15 protein-coding genes are annotated in these 14,145 nt (G+C 57.5%); 7 read left to right on the top strand and 8 right to left on the bottom strand.

Annotated features, from left to right (window positions below; all coding sequences use genetic code 11):
• Positions 1–181 precede the first annotated feature (181 nt).
• From purM to AC07YV_RS24735, 3 genes are read left to right on the top strand one after another with little or no spacing between them, the layout of a single operon-like run.
• Entirely contained in the window at positions 182–1,240 is a 1,059-nt protein-coding gene (purM, locus tag AC07YV_RS24725) for a phosphoribosylformylglycinamidine cyclo-ligase (protein ID WP_034146362.1), read from the top strand.
• Complete coding sequence (gene purN / locus AC07YV_RS24730) at positions 1,240–1,890, top strand: phosphoribosylglycinamide formyltransferase (protein ID WP_102701793.1); 651 nt, start codon at positions 1,240–1,242, stop codon at positions 1,888–1,890. Before purM ends, purN begins: the two co-directional genes overlap by 1 nt.
• An 8-nt stretch (positions 1,891–1,898) precedes the next feature.
• Complete coding sequence (locus AC07YV_RS24735; RefSeq protein ID WP_102701794.1) at positions 1,899–2,612, top strand: DUF3108 domain-containing protein; 714 nt, start codon at positions 1,899–1,901, stop codon at positions 2,610–2,612.
• A 24-nt stretch (positions 2,613–2,636) separates the two neighbouring features.
• On the opposite strand, the gene AC07YV_RS24740 is transcribed toward AC07YV_RS24735, so the two are convergent.
• The gene (locus AC07YV_RS24740) at positions 2,637–3,866 is read right to left on the bottom strand and encodes a hypothetical protein (protein ID WP_102701795.1); all 1,230 of its coding nucleotides are present in this window, start codon (positions 3,864–3,866) and stop codon (positions 2,637–2,639) included.
• Positions 3,867–4,129: 263 nt separating this feature from the next.
• Here AC07YV_RS24740 and AC07YV_RS24745 point away from each other — a divergent pair, with 263 nt between their 5' ends.
• Together AC07YV_RS24745 and AC07YV_RS24750 are read left to right on the top strand one after the other, a co-directional pair.
• Positions 4,130–4,546, top strand: a complete 417-nt coding sequence (locus AC07YV_RS24745; protein WP_102701802.1) for an OsmC family protein — start codon at positions 4,130–4,132, stop codon at positions 4,544–4,546.
• A gap of 62 nt (positions 4,547–4,608) precedes the next feature.
• On the top strand, positions 4,609–5,469 hold the full coding sequence (locus AC07YV_RS24750; RefSeq protein WP_102701796.1) for a pirin family protein: 861 nt from the start codon (positions 4,609–4,611) through the stop codon (positions 5,467–5,469).
• 92 nt (positions 5,470–5,561) lie between these two features.
• On the opposite strand, the gene AC07YV_RS24755 is transcribed toward AC07YV_RS24750, so the two are convergent.
• From AC07YV_RS24755 to AC07YV_RS24770, 4 genes are all read right to left on the bottom strand, one after another.
• Entirely contained in the window at positions 5,562–6,290 is a 729-nt protein-coding gene (locus tag AC07YV_RS24755; RefSeq protein ID WP_102701797.1) for a dienelactone hydrolase family protein, read from the bottom strand.
• Between the two features lie 67 nt (positions 6,291–6,357).
• Positions 6,358–8,262: a molecular chaperone HtpG gene (htpG, locus tag AC07YV_RS24760; protein WP_102701803.1), complete on the bottom strand. Its 1,905-nt coding sequence runs from the start codon at positions 8,260–8,262 to the stop codon at positions 6,358–6,360.
• Between the two features lie 81 nt (positions 8,263–8,343).
• On the bottom strand, positions 8,344–8,796 hold the full coding sequence (locus AC07YV_RS24765) for a PaaI family thioesterase (protein ID WP_102701798.1): 453 nt from the start codon (positions 8,794–8,796) through the stop codon (positions 8,344–8,346).
• On the bottom strand, positions 8,793–9,269 hold the full coding sequence (locus tag AC07YV_RS24770; RefSeq protein WP_102701799.1) for a PaaI family thioesterase: 477 nt from the start codon (positions 9,267–9,269) through the stop codon (positions 8,793–8,795). Before AC07YV_RS24770 ends, AC07YV_RS24765 begins: the two co-directional genes overlap by 4 nt.
• Before the next feature lie 159 nt (positions 9,270–9,428).
• On the opposite strand from AC07YV_RS24770, the gene AC07YV_RS24775 reads away from it, so the two are divergent.
• Complete coding sequence (locus AC07YV_RS24775; RefSeq protein ID WP_007977522.1) at positions 9,429–9,701, top strand: hypothetical protein; 273 nt, start codon at positions 9,429–9,431, stop codon at positions 9,699–9,701.
• 67 nt (positions 9,702–9,768) lie between these two features.
• On the opposite strand, the gene AC07YV_RS24780 is transcribed toward AC07YV_RS24775, so the two are convergent.
• Both AC07YV_RS24780 and AC07YV_RS24785 read right to left on the bottom strand, forming a co-directional pair.
• A complete protein-coding gene (locus AC07YV_RS24780; RefSeq protein WP_095963895.1) occupies positions 9,769–10,170 on the bottom strand; it encodes an MAPEG family protein in 402 nt (133 codons plus the stop codon).
• The gene (locus AC07YV_RS24785) at positions 10,170–10,907 is read right to left on the bottom strand and encodes a DUF599 domain-containing protein (RefSeq protein ID WP_007977519.1); all 738 of its coding nucleotides are present in this window, start codon (positions 10,905–10,907) and stop codon (positions 10,170–10,172) included. Before AC07YV_RS24785 ends, AC07YV_RS24780 begins: the two co-directional genes overlap by 1 nt.
• Before the next feature lie 308 nt (positions 10,908–11,215).
• On the opposite strand from AC07YV_RS24785, the gene AC07YV_RS24790 reads away from it, so the two are divergent.
• Positions 11,216–12,460 (top strand): NHL repeat-containing protein, encoded by a 1,245-nt coding sequence (locus tag AC07YV_RS24790; protein ID WP_158248460.1) that lies wholly within the window; start codon positions 11,216–11,218, stop codon positions 12,458–12,460.
• 88 nt (positions 12,461–12,548) lie between these two features.
• Here the strand turns inward: AC07YV_RS24790 and brnQ are convergent, their stop codons facing one another.
• Positions 12,549–13,862, bottom strand: coding sequence for a branched-chain amino acid transport system II carrier protein (gene brnQ / locus AC07YV_RS24795; RefSeq protein WP_102701801.1), 1,314 nt, complete (start codon positions 13,860–13,862; stop codon positions 12,549–12,551).
• Positions 13,863–14,145 lie beyond the last annotated feature (283 nt).

The raw sequence follows: 14,145 nt of genomic DNA on the forward strand, positions 1-14,145 counted from the left end.
ATGGCCCTGCTGTCGGCCTGAGGATGGCCGCTGCGGCTCAAGCCTGATAAAATCGCGCGCCTTCGCAGACCGGCAACAGCCGGGCACTTTCGAAAATCGCGTGAGGCAATCGCCTTCGTCGATTTCGGCGGCCCCGCTGGACTCGGTCGTTACCCCTGAATCCCCCCTAAAGGCCTGGATCATGAGCAAGCAACCCTCCCTGAGCTACAAGGACGCCGGTGTAGACATCGACGCCGGTGAAGCATTGGTCGAACGCATCAAGAGCGTCGCCAAGCGCACTGCGCGCCCGGAAGTCATGGGCGGCCTGGGCGGTTTCGGCGCCCTCTGCGAAATCCCGGCCGGCTACAAGCAGCCTGTGCTGGTTTCCGGTACTGACGGCGTTGGCACCAAGCTGCGCCTGGCACTGAACCTGAACAAGCACGACAGCATCGGCATCGACCTGGTTGCCATGTGCGTCAACGACCTGGTGGTGTGCGGCGCCGAGCCACTGTTCTTCCTCGACTACTACGCCACCGGCAAACTGAACGTCGACACCGCTGCCCAGGTTGTTACCGGCATCGGCGCTGGCTGCGAACTGTCGGGCTGCTCGCTGGTTGGCGGTGAAACCGCTGAAATGCCGGGCATGTACGAAGGCGAAGACTACGACCTGGCCGGCTTCTGCGTCGGCGTCGTGGAAAAATCCGAAATCATCGACGGTTCCAAGGTTGCTGCCGGCGACGCCCTGCTTGCCCTGCCGTCTTCCGGCCCGCACTCCAACGGCTACTCGCTGATCCGCAAGATCATCGAAGTGTCCGGTGCCGACATCGAAAACACCCAGCTCGACGGCAAGCCGCTGACCGACCTGCTGATGGCCCCGACCCGCATCTACGTGAAGCCGCTGCTCAAGCTGATCAAGGAAACCGGCGCTGTCAAAGCCATGGCCCACATCACCGGTGGCGGCCTGCTGGACAACATCCCGCGCGTTCTGCCAAAAGGCGCGCAGGCTGTGGTTGACGTGGCCAGCTGGACCCGTCCGGCCGTGTTCGACTGGCTGCAAGAGAAAGGCAACGTTGACGAGAACGAAATGCACCGCGTGCTGAACTGCGGCGTGGGCATGGTTATCTGCGTGGCTCAGGAGCACGTTGAAACCGCCCTGAACGTTCTGCGCGAAGCGGGCGAGCAGCCTTGGGTCATCGGCCAGATCTCCACCGCTGCCGAAGGCGCGGCTCAGGTAGAACTGAAGAACCTCAAGGCTCATTGATGTCTCCGACCTGTGATGTGGTGGTGCTGTTGTCCGGCACCGGCAGTAACTTGCAGGCCCTGATCGACAGCATGCGGACCGGCGACAGCCCGGTCCGCATCGCTGCGGTGATTTCCAACCGCGCCGACGCCTACGGCCTGCAACGCGCCAGGGACGCGGGTATCGACACCCGCACCCTGGATCACAAGGCTTTCGAAGGTCGCGAGGCCTTCGATGCCGCGCTGATCGAACTGATCGACGCCTTCAACCCCAAACTCGTGGTACTGGCCGGATTCATGCGCATTCTCAGCGCGGGTTTCGTACGCCACTATCAGGGTCGCCTGCTCAATATCCATCCCTCGCTGCTACCCAAATACAAAGGGTTACACACTCATCAGCGCGCGCTGGAGGCTGGCGACGCCGAGCACGGCTGCTCCGTGCACTTCGTCACCGAGGAACTCGATGGCGGACCACTGGTCGTACAAGCTGTAATACCGGTAGAGTTACAGGATTCACCGCAGAGTCTGGCGCAGCGGGTCCATGTTCAGGAACACCTGATCTACCCGATGGCCGTACGCTGGTTTGCCGAAGGTCGTCTGTCCCTCGGCGAGCAAGGTGCTTTACTGGATGGACAGCTACTCGCGGCCAGCGGCCACTTGATTCGAAACTAGGAGATTTTATGCGTCGCGCCCTGCTCTTCGCTTGCGCTCTGCTCGCTTTGCCCTTCGCTCAGGCGGCAGAACTTCAACCCTTCTCCGCCAGCTACACCGCCGACTGGAAACAGCTCCCCATGAGCGGCACTGCCGAGCGCAGCCTCGAAAAAACCAGCGACGGCAAATGGAAACTGAGTTTCAAGGCATCGATGATGATTGCCAGCCTGTCCGAGGAAAGCACCCTGACCCTGGACAAGGACACGCTGCTTCCGGAGTCGTACCACTTTGAACGTGGCGGCCTGGGCAAGGCCAAGAAATCGGATCTGGATTTCGACTGGAACACCAAGATGATCACCGGCACCGATCGCGGTGACGCCGTCAAGTTGCCCCTCAACCGCGGCATGGTCGACAAGTCCACCTACCAGTTGGCACTGCAGCATGATGTTGCTGCCGGCAAAAAGACCATGAGCTATCAAGTGGTCGATGGCGGTGAAGTCGACACCTATGACTTCCGCGTGCTGGGTTCGGAAAAAGTCGACACCAAGGCCGGTCAGATCGATGCGATCAAGGTTGAGCGCGTGCGCGACCCGACGCAGAGCAAACGCATCACCGTGATGTGGTTCGCCAAGGACTGGGATTACCTGCTGGTCCGCCTGCAACAGGTCGAAACCGACGGCAAGGAGTACAACATCATGCTCCTCGACGGTACGGTCAATGGCAAGGCTGTCAAAGGCAGCTGATCCGTTGCTAAACAACAAGCCTCGCTAATGCGGGGCTTTTTTCTGACGGATTGAAGAGTTAGTCAAGGGTGTACCTCCCCCGACGACCATCCCGTAAAGCCAGACAAGCGTAGAATTAGACTGTTGTGCAGTCGTTATCCAACGCCCGCCGGGTTGAATCACGCTATCTGCAGGTCCTCCAGGATGGTACATAAACCCCGACCAGCCAAACGCCCTGTCTAAAGCTCCCTGCGGAGAAAATCGCGCGCACACTTGCTCAATCAAAGCGCCTCCAGAATGACCAGCAACAAGCAGCATATGATCATCCTGCTCGCGAATGGTAACCCATCTGCCAAGCAACTCTTTTGTCTTTACCGGCTTCCCCTCATTAAAAGACGGGTCTGGGTTGCCGTTTTCATCCAGGCCGACCAACAATGCACCCGAGCTACCGGTACCGCCAATGCAGCGAAGGCGCCCATCCTTCAAAACCAACAGATTGTTCAAGGTGGTTACGTCTTGCGCCTCAATTAATACAAAACCCTGATTACCAAAATCTTTATCCACATTGCCATCAGTTCCGACCCCAACAACAAAGCCTTGGTTGCGCCAGAAATAGCCTGCAACAAGAATTCTCCCACTGCCCTGGATTTCAACCTGCTCCGGGTAGAGCATGCCATTGGGATGGGTGAGTTCGACTACCCCATCTTTCCCAAAAGAAGTATCCATTGTTCCGTCGGCCAATAATCTGATCAACAGGGTCTTGCTCCCACTGTTTGACAAATATCCGCCGCAAACAAGTATTTTTCCATCGGATTGCAGGCACCCACGTACTCGGGTGATGCTGGTATGCGACTCCGGAAACACCGGGAGTACCACTCGACCGAAAACCAGATCCGGGCTTCCATTGGAATTAAAACGCGTCAAGGCCGGCTGGGCAGTTCCGCTAGTAATAAAGGACGCGCCTATCACCACGATTTTCTTATCAAGAGGCTGCACCAACGCCCGCCATATAGCTGAATTTTTTCCATCTTGAAACCGCCATTTCAACCACCCTTGATTTGCAAAGCTGGTGTCCAGCACGCCGTTTTTGTCAGCCCGACAGAGACAGAACTCCTGACCCGCATTCATCGCCACCGTCAAAGACTCGGTGCCAGTATCGGTGTCAGCAATCAGTGAAACGGCATCTTCTGTGGGTGTCGGCACCTCGAATTTGCCGCCAATTGCAAAAGTAGGATCTAACTCACCATCCACCCTGGTAACTTTATGCGTTGCCATTGCTTCTCTCCTAAAACTGGGAAAAGAACACCTTTCGCTCGGCAATGGCTTACACAACACTCACCATCCTCTGCCCCATACAGAAAGTGCGTTCAGTCGAGGCGATTCAACCACGCATAACGCACTCCGGCTACTGTCATAAATGACAGTTGGACGAAGATTGAATGTTCACCGACAAGAAAGTGGAACGCGAAACAAAAGGAATGCTCTATAACTTCAACGTCTTTTTTGATCGAATGAATTCCCTACTGCCGAGGTTTCCCATGACCGTCACCGTCAACACCGTTTCTGCCGAAGGCTTTCGCCACAGCGTACAAATCGATGACCATGAACTCTTCGCCGACGTGCCCGTCACGACAGGCGGAGAAGGCACTGCCCCGGAACCGCACGATTATTTCGATGCCGCGCTCGGCGCCTGCAAAGCCCTGACCCTCAAGCTCTATGCGAAGAAGAAGGACATCCCGTTGACCGGTGTCGGCGTCGAGGTCAAGCGCGACAACAGCCTGGAACAGAAAGGCCAATACGCGCTACACGTCAAACTGACCCTCAAGGGCGCACTCAGCGACGCCCAGCGCGACGAGCTGCACCGCGTGGCCGATCGCTGCCCGATCCACAAGCTGATGACCACGTCTGAAGTCAGCATCGAAACGCATTTGTCCGAAGGCGCCTTCAGCCAATAGCGGCAAGGGCTGCGCAAGCGGGTTATGCTCGAACGCATCACCCGCCCAGCCTGGAACGCACCATGACCACTCCGCTCGTGATCCGCCCCCGCACCGAAGACGTCGAAGGCCAGCCGATCCTGCGCCCACTGCCATCCGCCAAGTGCCGCAGCGTCGGACCATTCGTGTTTTTCGATCACATGCTGGAAACCCGTTATCCGCCGGGCAAAGGCATGAATATCCGCCAGCATCCGCACATTGGCCTGTCCACCCTGACCTATCTGTTCCAGGGGCAAATCCAGCACAAGGACAGCCTGGGTTCCGATCAGGTTGTTGATACCGGCGATGTCAGCTGGATGACGGCCGGCAGCGCCATTGCCCACGTCGAACGCACACCCGAGGCCCTCAAGGAGAGCGGCTTCACGATGCACGGCTTGCAGATCTGGCTGGCATCCCCCAAGGATAAAGAACAGGGTCCGGGGCATTACAGCCACCATCCGGCGTCCACCTTGCCCGTCAGCGAAAACCTGGGGGTGAAGATCCGCATGATTGCCGGGTCGGGCTTTTGCCTGGAGTCACCGGTGCCGGTGCTTTCTCCTACGTTGTACGCGGAATTGCACCTGCAAACAGCGACGACATTACTGATTCCCACCGAGCATGAAGAACGTGCGCTGTATGTGTTGAGCGGCGAAGTGCAACTGGATGGCGAGCTGATAGAACCGCATTCGCTGGTGGTACTGCCTGCCGGGGAAGAGTTGACCCTGTTTGCTGAAAGCGACAGTCACGCCGTGTTGTTTGGCGGCGCGCCGCTGGACGGGCCACGGCGGATCAACTGGAATTTTGTCGCGAGCGATCCGGCGGCGATTGATGAAGCGCGTCGGCGTTGGGCGGCCGGGGACTGGCCGACGGTGCCGGGGGAAGTTGAGCGGATTGAACTGCCTTAAAGCAAAAGATCGCAGCCTTCGGCAGCTCCTACAGGGAAATGCGTTCTCCTGTAGGAGCTGCCGCAGGCTGCGATCTTTTGATCCTGGGGCAATCAGCCCCTGAACACTTCATCCAGCAGATTGTGCATCGAAGTGAACGCCCGGGCAGCCACCTTGGCGTCATACATCATCATGCCCGGCACATTCGCATGCGGGTCGGTGAACGAGTGAAATGCACCGCCGTAGCTCAGCAACTGCCAGTCCACACCGGCCGCGTTCATTTCATCTTCGAACGCCGGCAACTGCTCCTTCGGCACCAGTGGATCGGAAGCCCCGTGCAGGACCAGGACCTTACCCTTGATGTTTTTCGCGTCGGCCGGATTCGGTGTATCCAGCGTGCCGTGGAAGGAGACCGCGGCCTTCACCGGCGCACCGGTACGGGCAAACTCCAGGGCACAGCAGCCGCCGAAACAGAAACCGTAGGTCGCCAGCTTCGACGTATCGACGGCCGCCTCGCCCTGGCTCTGCAACTGTTCGAACGCCACCTGCATGCGCTTGCGCAGTAACCCACGGTCATTCTTCAACGGCATCATTGCCGCCCCGGCCTCGTCATTGTTCGACGGACGAACCGATTGCCCGTAAAGGTCGGCGATCAGCACCACGTAGCCCTTGGCAGCCACAGACCTGGCGATCTCCTCGGCACCGGCGCTGACGCCCATCCAGTTCGGCGCCATCAACAAACCCGGACGCGGGCCTTTATGGTCGGCATCGAAGGCCAGACGGCTTTCGTAGGCCTGGCCATCGATCTGATAGGCAATGGAACGTACAGTGATCTGGCTCATTTCTGACTCCTGATTGTTGAACACCAGAATGAAAAAACCCGCCGAAGCGGGTTTTTCTACTACACAGTCAAGCGGATAGCTCAACCAACAGTTTGTTCAGACGGCGCACATAGGCCGCCGGATCTTTCAAACTGTCGCCGGCCGCCAGGGCCGCCTGATCGAAGAGGATGTGCGACAGATCGCCGAAGCGCTCGTCGCTCTGCTCGTTGTCGAGCTTCTCGATCAGCGGGTGAGCCGGGTTGAATTCGAAGATCGGCTTCGAATCCGGAACCTTCTGCCCGCTGGCCTCCAGAATCTGGCGCATCTGCAAGCCCAGGTCCTGCTCACCGATGGCCAGGATCGCTGGCGAATCGGTCAGGCGATGGGACACCCGGACTTCCGCAACGGATTCGCCCAGCGCGGTTTTCAGACGCTCAACCAGACCCTCTTTAGACTTCGCGACTTCTTCCGCGGCCTTCTTGTCCTCTTCCGAGTCCAGGTTGCCGAGGTCCAGGTCACCGCGCGCCACGTCGACGAAGCTCTTGCCGTCGAAGTCGCTGAGGTAGCTCATCAGCCACTCGTCGATGCGGTCGGTCAACAGCAGCACTTCGATGCCTTTCTTGCGGAAGACTTCCAGGTGCGGGCTGTTCTTGACCTGTGCATAGGTTTCGCCGGTCAGGTAGTAGATCTTGTCCTGACCTTCCTTGGCGCGCGCCAGGTACTCGGCCAGGCCGACAACCTGCTCGCCATCGTCGCCATGGGTCGATGCAAAACGCAGCAGACCGGCGATTTTTTCCTTGTTGGCGAAATCTTCTGCCGGGCCTTCTTTCATGACCTGACCGAAGTTTTTCCAGAAGCCCTTGTATTGCTCAGGCTCGTTCTTCGCCAGTTTTTCCAGCATGTCCAGCACACGCTTGGTCAGCGCCGACTTCATGGAGTCGATGATCGGGTCTTTCTGCAGGATTTCCCGCGACACGTTCAGCGACAGGTCGTTGGAGTCGACCACACCCTTGATGAAGCGCAGGTAAAGCGGCAGGAAGGACTCGGCCTGATCCATGACGAATACGCGCTGCACGTACAGCTTCAGGCCTTTCGGCGCTTCACGCTGGTACAGGTCGAACGGAGCACGGGTCGGTACGTAGAGCAGCGAGCTGTACTCCAGCTTGCCTTCGACCTTGTTGTGGCTCCAGCTCAGCGGGTTTTCGAAATCGTGAGCGATGTGCTTGTAGAACTCCTGGTATTCCTCGTCCTTGATCTCGGTACGCGGACGGGTCCACAGAGCGCTGGCGCGGTTGACGGTTTCCCATTCAACGGCCGGTTTCTCTTCGCCTTCGGTGGCTGCCACTTCTTTCGGCAACTCGATCGGCAAGGCGATGTGGTCGGAGTATTTCTTGATGATGTTGCGCAGGCGCCAGCCATCGGCGAACTCGTCTTCACCGGATTTCAGGTGCAGGACGATGCGAGTGCCGCGCTCGGCCTTGTCGATGGTCGCAACTTCGAAGTCACCTTCGCCCTTGGACGACCAGTGCACGCCTTCGCTGGCAGCGCTGCCGGCACGACGGCTGTACACATCAACTTTGTCGGCGACGATGAAGGCGGAGTAGAAACCGACACCGAACTGGCCGATCAGGTGCGAGTCTTTCTTCTGGTCGCCGGTCAGGTGCTTCATGAAATCGGCGGTGCCGGACTTGGCGATGGTACCCAGGTGGGTGATCGCGTCTTCGCGGCTCATGCCGATACCGTTGTCTTCGAGGGTGACGGTTTTAGCGTCCTTGTCGAAGCTCACGCGGATTTTCAGTTCGGCGCCGCCTTCCAGCAGCTCTGGCTTGGCCAGGGCTTCGAAACGTAATTTGTCGACAGCGTCAGAGGCGTTCGAGATCAATTCGCGAAGGAAAATTTCCTTGTTGGAATACAGCGAATGGATCATGAGATGCAGCAGCTGCTTCACCTCGGTCTGGAAGCCCAGGGTTTCCTTTTGAGTTTCCACACTCATGGTCATCAAACTCCAATCAGATGGCATAAGCCGCGACCTTGAGGGTCGGCGGCGGGTTGTCATCAGAGTTTGGGGCTGAGTTCAGGATTTCAAGGGCTCCTCGAGTTTGAAATGTGCACGGGCCGTGGCAATGGGTTCGGCCTCAGTGCTTTGCCAGGCGGTAATCGCCACGTTGGCAACCCGACGACCCTGTCGGCAAACCTGGCATCGGGCCCAGGTGTCGCGAAACTGCCCGGCTCGCAGGTAATCCAGGGAGAAGTCGATGATCTTCGGCACCCCGGGCGATCCGGTAAACACCAGCAGGTGCAGCGCCGCGGCCAATTCCATGAACCCGGCGATCACCCCGCCATGAATCGCCGGCAGCAAAGGGTTACCGATGTTGTCCTTGTTCGCCGGCAGCTTGAACAGCAGCTCATCGCCCACCCGTGAACATTCGACGCCGATCAGCCGGGCATAGGGAATCAAGCCCAGCAGCGAGGCGTAATCACCCTGCTCATGGGCCTTTTGCAATTGATCCTTCAGCGACTCGCTCATTGCGCACCTCCGGCGACGGCGCTACCAAAGCCTTTGGTGCCTTTGATGCCCTTGCCCATGCGCATGAATGTGCCCATCACATGGGCAATGGGTTGCCCGGGATCATCCTGATAGGCGAAGCCACGGGCAAAAATCACGTCGGTGGTGACCCGGTAGCACTGGGCGAAGCCATAGACATCCTTGTGCGGTTCGGCGGCGTGCATGTAGTCGATGCGCAGGTCGAGGGTCGGACAGACTTCGAACTCCGGGAGCACACAGAGCGTCGCCATGCCACAGGCCGTGTCCATCAGCGAGGTCAGCGCCCCACCATGAATCACGCCGGTTTCGGGATTGCCAACGATCTGCGGGCTGTACGGCAGCACAATCGTCAGCCCTTCGCTGCTGGCGCTGTGAACGCTTAGTCCAAGTACCTGACAATGTCGCAGCGCCGACAAAAAGCGCTTCGCTCGCTCAAAAACGGGGTTTTCAGCCATTTGATAAACACTCTTGTTTACGTTCGTGCAATGCGGTGGCAGTCCGGGTAAAAGTTCCGCATTAGAACAAAACTTATATATCTGAAAGAATTAAGGAACTTAACCCTGATGTGTGAGCTCTTAATGCCAGTACATGCTTTTCATCAGGAGAAACACCCCATGCGTAAGACTTTAGCTATTGCCTTGATGTTGACCGCTTCCCTCGGTCTCGCTGCCTGCGATAAAAAATCCGAGGACAAAGCTCAAGAAGCTAACAAACATGCTGAGCAAGCTCAGCAAGACATGAGCAAAGCTCAGGATAAAGTGAACGACGCCGCGAAAGAAAACGCCGAAGCTGCCAAAGCTCAGGCTGAATCGAACGCGGAAGCGGCAAAAGAGGCGGCTCCGGCTGCTCCGGCCACTCCAGCCGCTCCGGAAGCGCCTAAGAACTAATCCGGTTTTTAGCGTGACAAAAGAAAACCCGCCAAGTGCGGGTTTTCTTTTGCCTTCAAAAAAATGCTTAGAGCAAAATCGTTCGAAAAGTCGGACTAATCATCAGCAACAGCGAGCAGATTAATCCCACCAGCCAGACCAGGCTGCGTTGCCAGGCAAGGTCCTTCCAGTAACACACCAGATAAATAACCCGAGTGATCACAAAGATGATCGCGAGCAAATCGATGAGCCAGCCTGCCGTCTGCGTTGTATGCGCCATCAACACACCCACCGCAAACAATATGAAGGCTTCAAAACTATTCTGATGCGCCGCCAGCGCACGGGCACCAAAACCTGTGAGTTGGCCCTGCTGCTGGCGTGGCAGGTGATTGTTGTAACCGCCCTGCTCTTTCATGGCCTTGGTCACAGGCATACGCGCCACGTAAATCAGCACGGCACTGATAAACACACACCAGAACGGAATACTCATCAAGCAGCCTCTTTGATCACCTCGGGCAATGGCGCCTCTGTAGGGGTATAGACCATCACGTCGAGAACGTCGGAGTGAAACTCGCGACGGTACAACACAAATACCACGCCGGCACTCATCAACATGAACAGCCAGGGGCTGACAAACCAGGCCAGCATGGTCATGCCGAAGTAGTAGGAACGCAGCCCGAAGTTGAACTGGTTGGCGGCCATGGAGATGACGCGGGCCGCACGGGAAGCAAACGCCTTGCGCTCCTGCTCCGACACAAGACGCTCGCCCACCATTGGCGCCGACCCCACCAGTACCGCCGCAAAGTTGTACTGGCGCATGCACCAGCTGAACGTGAAGAACGCATAGACAAACACCAGCGCCAGGCACAGCAACTTGATTTCCGACATGCCCTGGGACGCCTGTTGCACCATCGGGATATCCGCCAGCAACGACACCGCCCTTTCCGAAGCCCCCAGCACCGTAAGAATACCGGCCAGGATAATCAACGTACTGGAGGCGAAGAACGAAGCGTTGCGTTCCAGGTTACCGATCACGCTGGCATCGGCGATGCGGTTGTCGCGCAGCAGCATGCGGCGCATCCAGTCTTCACGATAGAGGTGCAGCACACTGGCCAGGCACGCGGTGTCACGGCCTTTCCAGGTGGCATAACGGGTGTACCCGCCCCAGCAGATGACGAACCAGATGGCGGCAAGGATGTGGATCAGGTTGGCTTGGATGAACGACATGCAGGTCCTTGTTTGATTCTGACTTTGGAGAACGCTGTGACAGCGGTTAATTCATTGGCCGGATCTTTCCACGCAGCCACAGGTACAGCTTCGACGTGAGCAAAAGGAAAAAGGCACGCTGCAACGCCACTATGGCAAAGATGCGCTGGATGCCAACAACATCGATGCAGGGAGACTATAAGAAAAAACCCATCAATAGCTGTCATTTCTAACAGCTATCAATGCCGTCCAACGGTGAGTAATTTGAGCGGTCATCCCGTATGAATGTGTGTGTCGGGATTTACTCCATTTACGCAGCGAGTCTAATCATGTCCCACAACAAAAAAGATTCCTTCGAACAGGGCTTTGACCCCGCTTTCGCCAATCGCGGCATGTTCTACGAATTTGCTCCTGGCAGCTCGCCCATGCAAATCCTGGGAGTTCGCACCGACGGAAAAATCCTGCTCGCGGGGTCCGCAAAAGGGGTTCCCACAGAGCCGATGCGACTGCAATTTCAACTTGCTCAACTACTGGAAAATGGTACCCCAGACCCGGATTTCGGAAACAAAGGCATCGTTACAGGACGCTTCAAGGATAATTTCCACGCAGATACAAGCGGCGCCTGCTTACTCAAGGACGGCAAGACCCTGCTCATCGGTACACACTATGGTCAGCTGGCTCAACTGGCCTTTGCCAGATTTCTTGAAGATGGGTCCCTGGACAATACTTTTGGAACTGGGGGCATTTACATTCCTCCTCTTCCAAGTACCTCAAAGCGTCCCAAGACCCCGGCATCCCCCAAGAGTAAGCGCAATGCCCTTCGTCTCGCCATGGCGATAGGACTCAATGATGAAATCATAACGGCAGCCGGAAACAAGGTCAGGCGATATCTGAGCAATGGACATGAGGCTTCCGAGTTCAGTGTGCAACTCCACAATGCCCACGCAGTAGGGGTTACGGCAAATGGAAAAATTACCGTCGCCGGCATAAACCGAGCAAGAAAGGGAACGATTGCTCGCTTCAATGCCAATGGCACTCCAGACCTTGGTTTTGGAGACAAAGGCTATGTAGTTTTCAGTATTGCCGAAGGCAGCAACGCCGCGACACTCGTTTACAGCTTGCTTCTACGCGATGACGGCAGCTTGTTTGTCACCGGTCTGATGGACGCCGACATTTATGATGCGACCGGATCCAAACAACGAGGAATGCTCGCTGCATTCAATAGCAACGGCACCCCCAACCTTATCTTTAACGGCGGTAAACCGGTCGTCACCCAGCTCCCTTCCGGTCAAGCCTGTCGATGGAGGGCCATCACCGCAGCCTCGGCAGACCGACTTGTTGTCGTAGGTTCAACAGGCTTGCAAGGCAGCGAAAGCAGTCTGATTGCACGCTATAAAACAAACGGGGAGCCTGATACCTCATTTGGCGACGGCGGATTCCGGGTAACCGATATCGGATCCGGTCGCGAAGAATGGCTATCAGTGCGGGTTCAGCCCGACCATAAAATATTGGCGTCCGGCGACGGCACATCCAAAACAGATCCTGCAACGCTGGTCCGCTATCGTGAAACATAAGCGCACTTGCCATAAAAAAATGCCCCGTATCGATTGATACGGGGCATTTCTGTTTTTCACAGGCCTGCTTGTGACGGGCCGGTAAAGCTTAAGCCAGCGCTTCTTCGCGCTTGCCCAGCAGACGGTCGCAGACAACGGCAACCACCAGCGTCATCACCGAAGGCACCAGCCAGGCCAGGCCCTGCTCGCTCAGCGGCAGGTGGGCCATTTGCGTCGGCATCCAGTCCGCCAGGCCTGCACCCTTGAGGGCGTCGATCAGGCCGAAGATGAACGACACCAGCATGACCGGGCCGAGGATACGGCCCTGCTCATGCCAGAAGTCCTTGCAGAAGCTCAACGCCACCAGAACGATGCACGGTGGGTAGATCGCAGTGAGCACCGGGATCGAGAACGCAATCAGCTTGGTCAGGCCCAGGTTGGACACCAGCAGCGAGAACACCGCGAGGATGATCACCAATGTCTTGTAGGACAGCGGCAGCACTCGGCTGAAGTACTCGGCGCAGGCACAGGTCAGGCCGACCGCAGTCACCAGGCACGCCAGGGAAATCAGCACGGCCAGGAAACCACTGCCCAGCGAACCGAAGGTGTGCTGCACGTAAGCGTGCAATACCGCCGCGCCATTGGTCGCGCCAGCGGCCACTTCATGGCTGCCCGAACCGAGACGGAACAGGCTGACGTAAACCAGCGCCAGGCCGACGCCGGCGATCAGGCCGGCGATGATCGCATAACGGGTGATCAGTGCCGGCGACTCGACGCCGCGGGAGCGGATGGCGTTGACGATGACGATGCCGAACACCAGGGCGCCCAGGGTATCCATGGTCAGGTAACCATTGATGAAGCCTTGGGAAAACGGTGCCGCCACGTATTCAGGCGTGGCCTGGCCAATGTCTCCGGCCGGCAGGGCGAATGCTGCAATGCCCAGCACGGCCAGGGCGATGATCTTCAGCGGAGCGAGGAAGCGCCCTACGGTATCCAGCAAGCGGCCTGGGTACAGCGAGATGAAGAACACCAGCAGGAAGTAGACCGAGCTGTACAGGAACAACGCCAGCGGGCTCTCGCCGGTCAGCGGCGCCAGGCCCACTTCGAAGGATACCGTCGCGGTACGTGGCGTCGCGAACAGCGGGCCAACAGCGAGATAGCAGGCGGCTGCCAACAGGCCACCGGCGACTTTACCGATCGGGCTGCTCAAGGCATCCATTGCCCCACCGACCTTGGCCAGCGCCACAACGGTGATCACCGGCAGACCGACGGCCGTGACCAGGAAACCCAGCGCCGCCATCCAGACATTGGGCCCGGACTGCAAACCGACGATAGGCGGGAAGATGATGTTGCCAGCCCCGACGAACAGGGCAAACGTCATAAAACCAAGTGCCAGGATGTCCTGGCCTTTCAACACTTTCATTAAGGAAATACCACACTACTGAATCGGAATTTAGAGAGGGATTTCCCTATGGGTGAGGGAAATGCTGTCGGTCCGTATAAGACCAACCCTTTTAGCGCGTTGGTGCCTTGTGGGCCGCAGACGCAAAAATGGCGCGTAGCCTAACGAATTTGGACCAGAAACGCACTGTTAGAGGGCGAACTATCCGATACGCGACATTTTTGTGTCGCGTTTACGTATTAAAAGATCAAAAGATCGCAGCCTTCGGCAGCTCCTACAGGGAAACGCGATCTCATGTAGGAGC

The sequence above is a fragment of the Pseudomonas sp. GW456-E7 genome, from assembly GCF_059424105.1.

Coding starts and splice junctions, on each gene's coding strand:
- purM (WP_034146362.1), top strand. CDS start 182: ATGAGCAAGCAACCCTCCCTGAGCTACAAGGACGCCGGTGTAGACATC.
- purN (WP_102701793.1), top strand. CDS start 1,240: ATGTCTCCGACCTGTGATGTGGTGGTGCTGTTGTCCGGCACCGGCAGT.
- AC07YV_RS24735 (WP_102701794.1), top strand. CDS start 1,899: ATGCGTCGCGCCCTGCTCTTCGCTTGCGCTCTGCTCGCTTTGCCCTTC.
- AC07YV_RS24740 (WP_102701795.1), bottom strand. CDS start 3,866: ATGGCAACGCATAAAGTTACCAGGGTGGATGGTGAGTTAGATCCTACT.
- AC07YV_RS24745 (WP_102701802.1), top strand. CDS start 4,130: ATGACCGTCACCGTCAACACCGTTTCTGCCGAAGGCTTTCGCCACAGC.
- AC07YV_RS24750 (WP_102701796.1), top strand. CDS start 4,609: ATGACCACTCCGCTCGTGATCCGCCCCCGCACCGAAGACGTCGAAGGC.
- AC07YV_RS24755 (WP_102701797.1), bottom strand. CDS start 6,290: ATGAGCCAGATCACTGTACGTTCCATTGCCTATCAGATCGATGGCCAG.
- htpG (WP_102701803.1), bottom strand. CDS start 8,262: ATGAGTGTGGAAACTCAAAAGGAAACCCTGGGCTTCCAGACCGAGGTG.
- AC07YV_RS24765 (WP_102701798.1), bottom strand. CDS start 8,796: ATGAGCGAGTCGCTGAAGGATCAATTGCAAAAGGCCCATGAGCAGGGT.
- AC07YV_RS24770 (WP_102701799.1), bottom strand. CDS start 9,269: ATGGCTGAAAACCCCGTTTTTGAGCGAGCGAAGCGCTTTTTGTCGGCG.
- AC07YV_RS24775 (WP_007977522.1), top strand. CDS start 9,429: ATGCGTAAGACTTTAGCTATTGCCTTGATGTTGACCGCTTCCCTCGGT.
- AC07YV_RS24780 (WP_095963895.1), bottom strand. CDS start 10,170: ATGAGTATTCCGTTCTGGTGTGTGTTTATCAGTGCCGTGCTGATTTAC.
- AC07YV_RS24785 (WP_007977519.1), bottom strand. CDS start 10,907: ATGTCGTTCATCCAAGCCAACCTGATCCACATCCTTGCCGCCATCTGG.
- AC07YV_RS24790 (WP_158248460.1), top strand. CDS start 11,216: ATGTCCCACAACAAAAAAGATTCCTTCGAACAGGGCTTTGACCCCGCT.
- brnQ (WP_102701801.1), bottom strand. CDS start 13,862: ATGAAAGTGTTGAAAGGCCAGGACATCCTGGCACTTGGTTTTATGACG.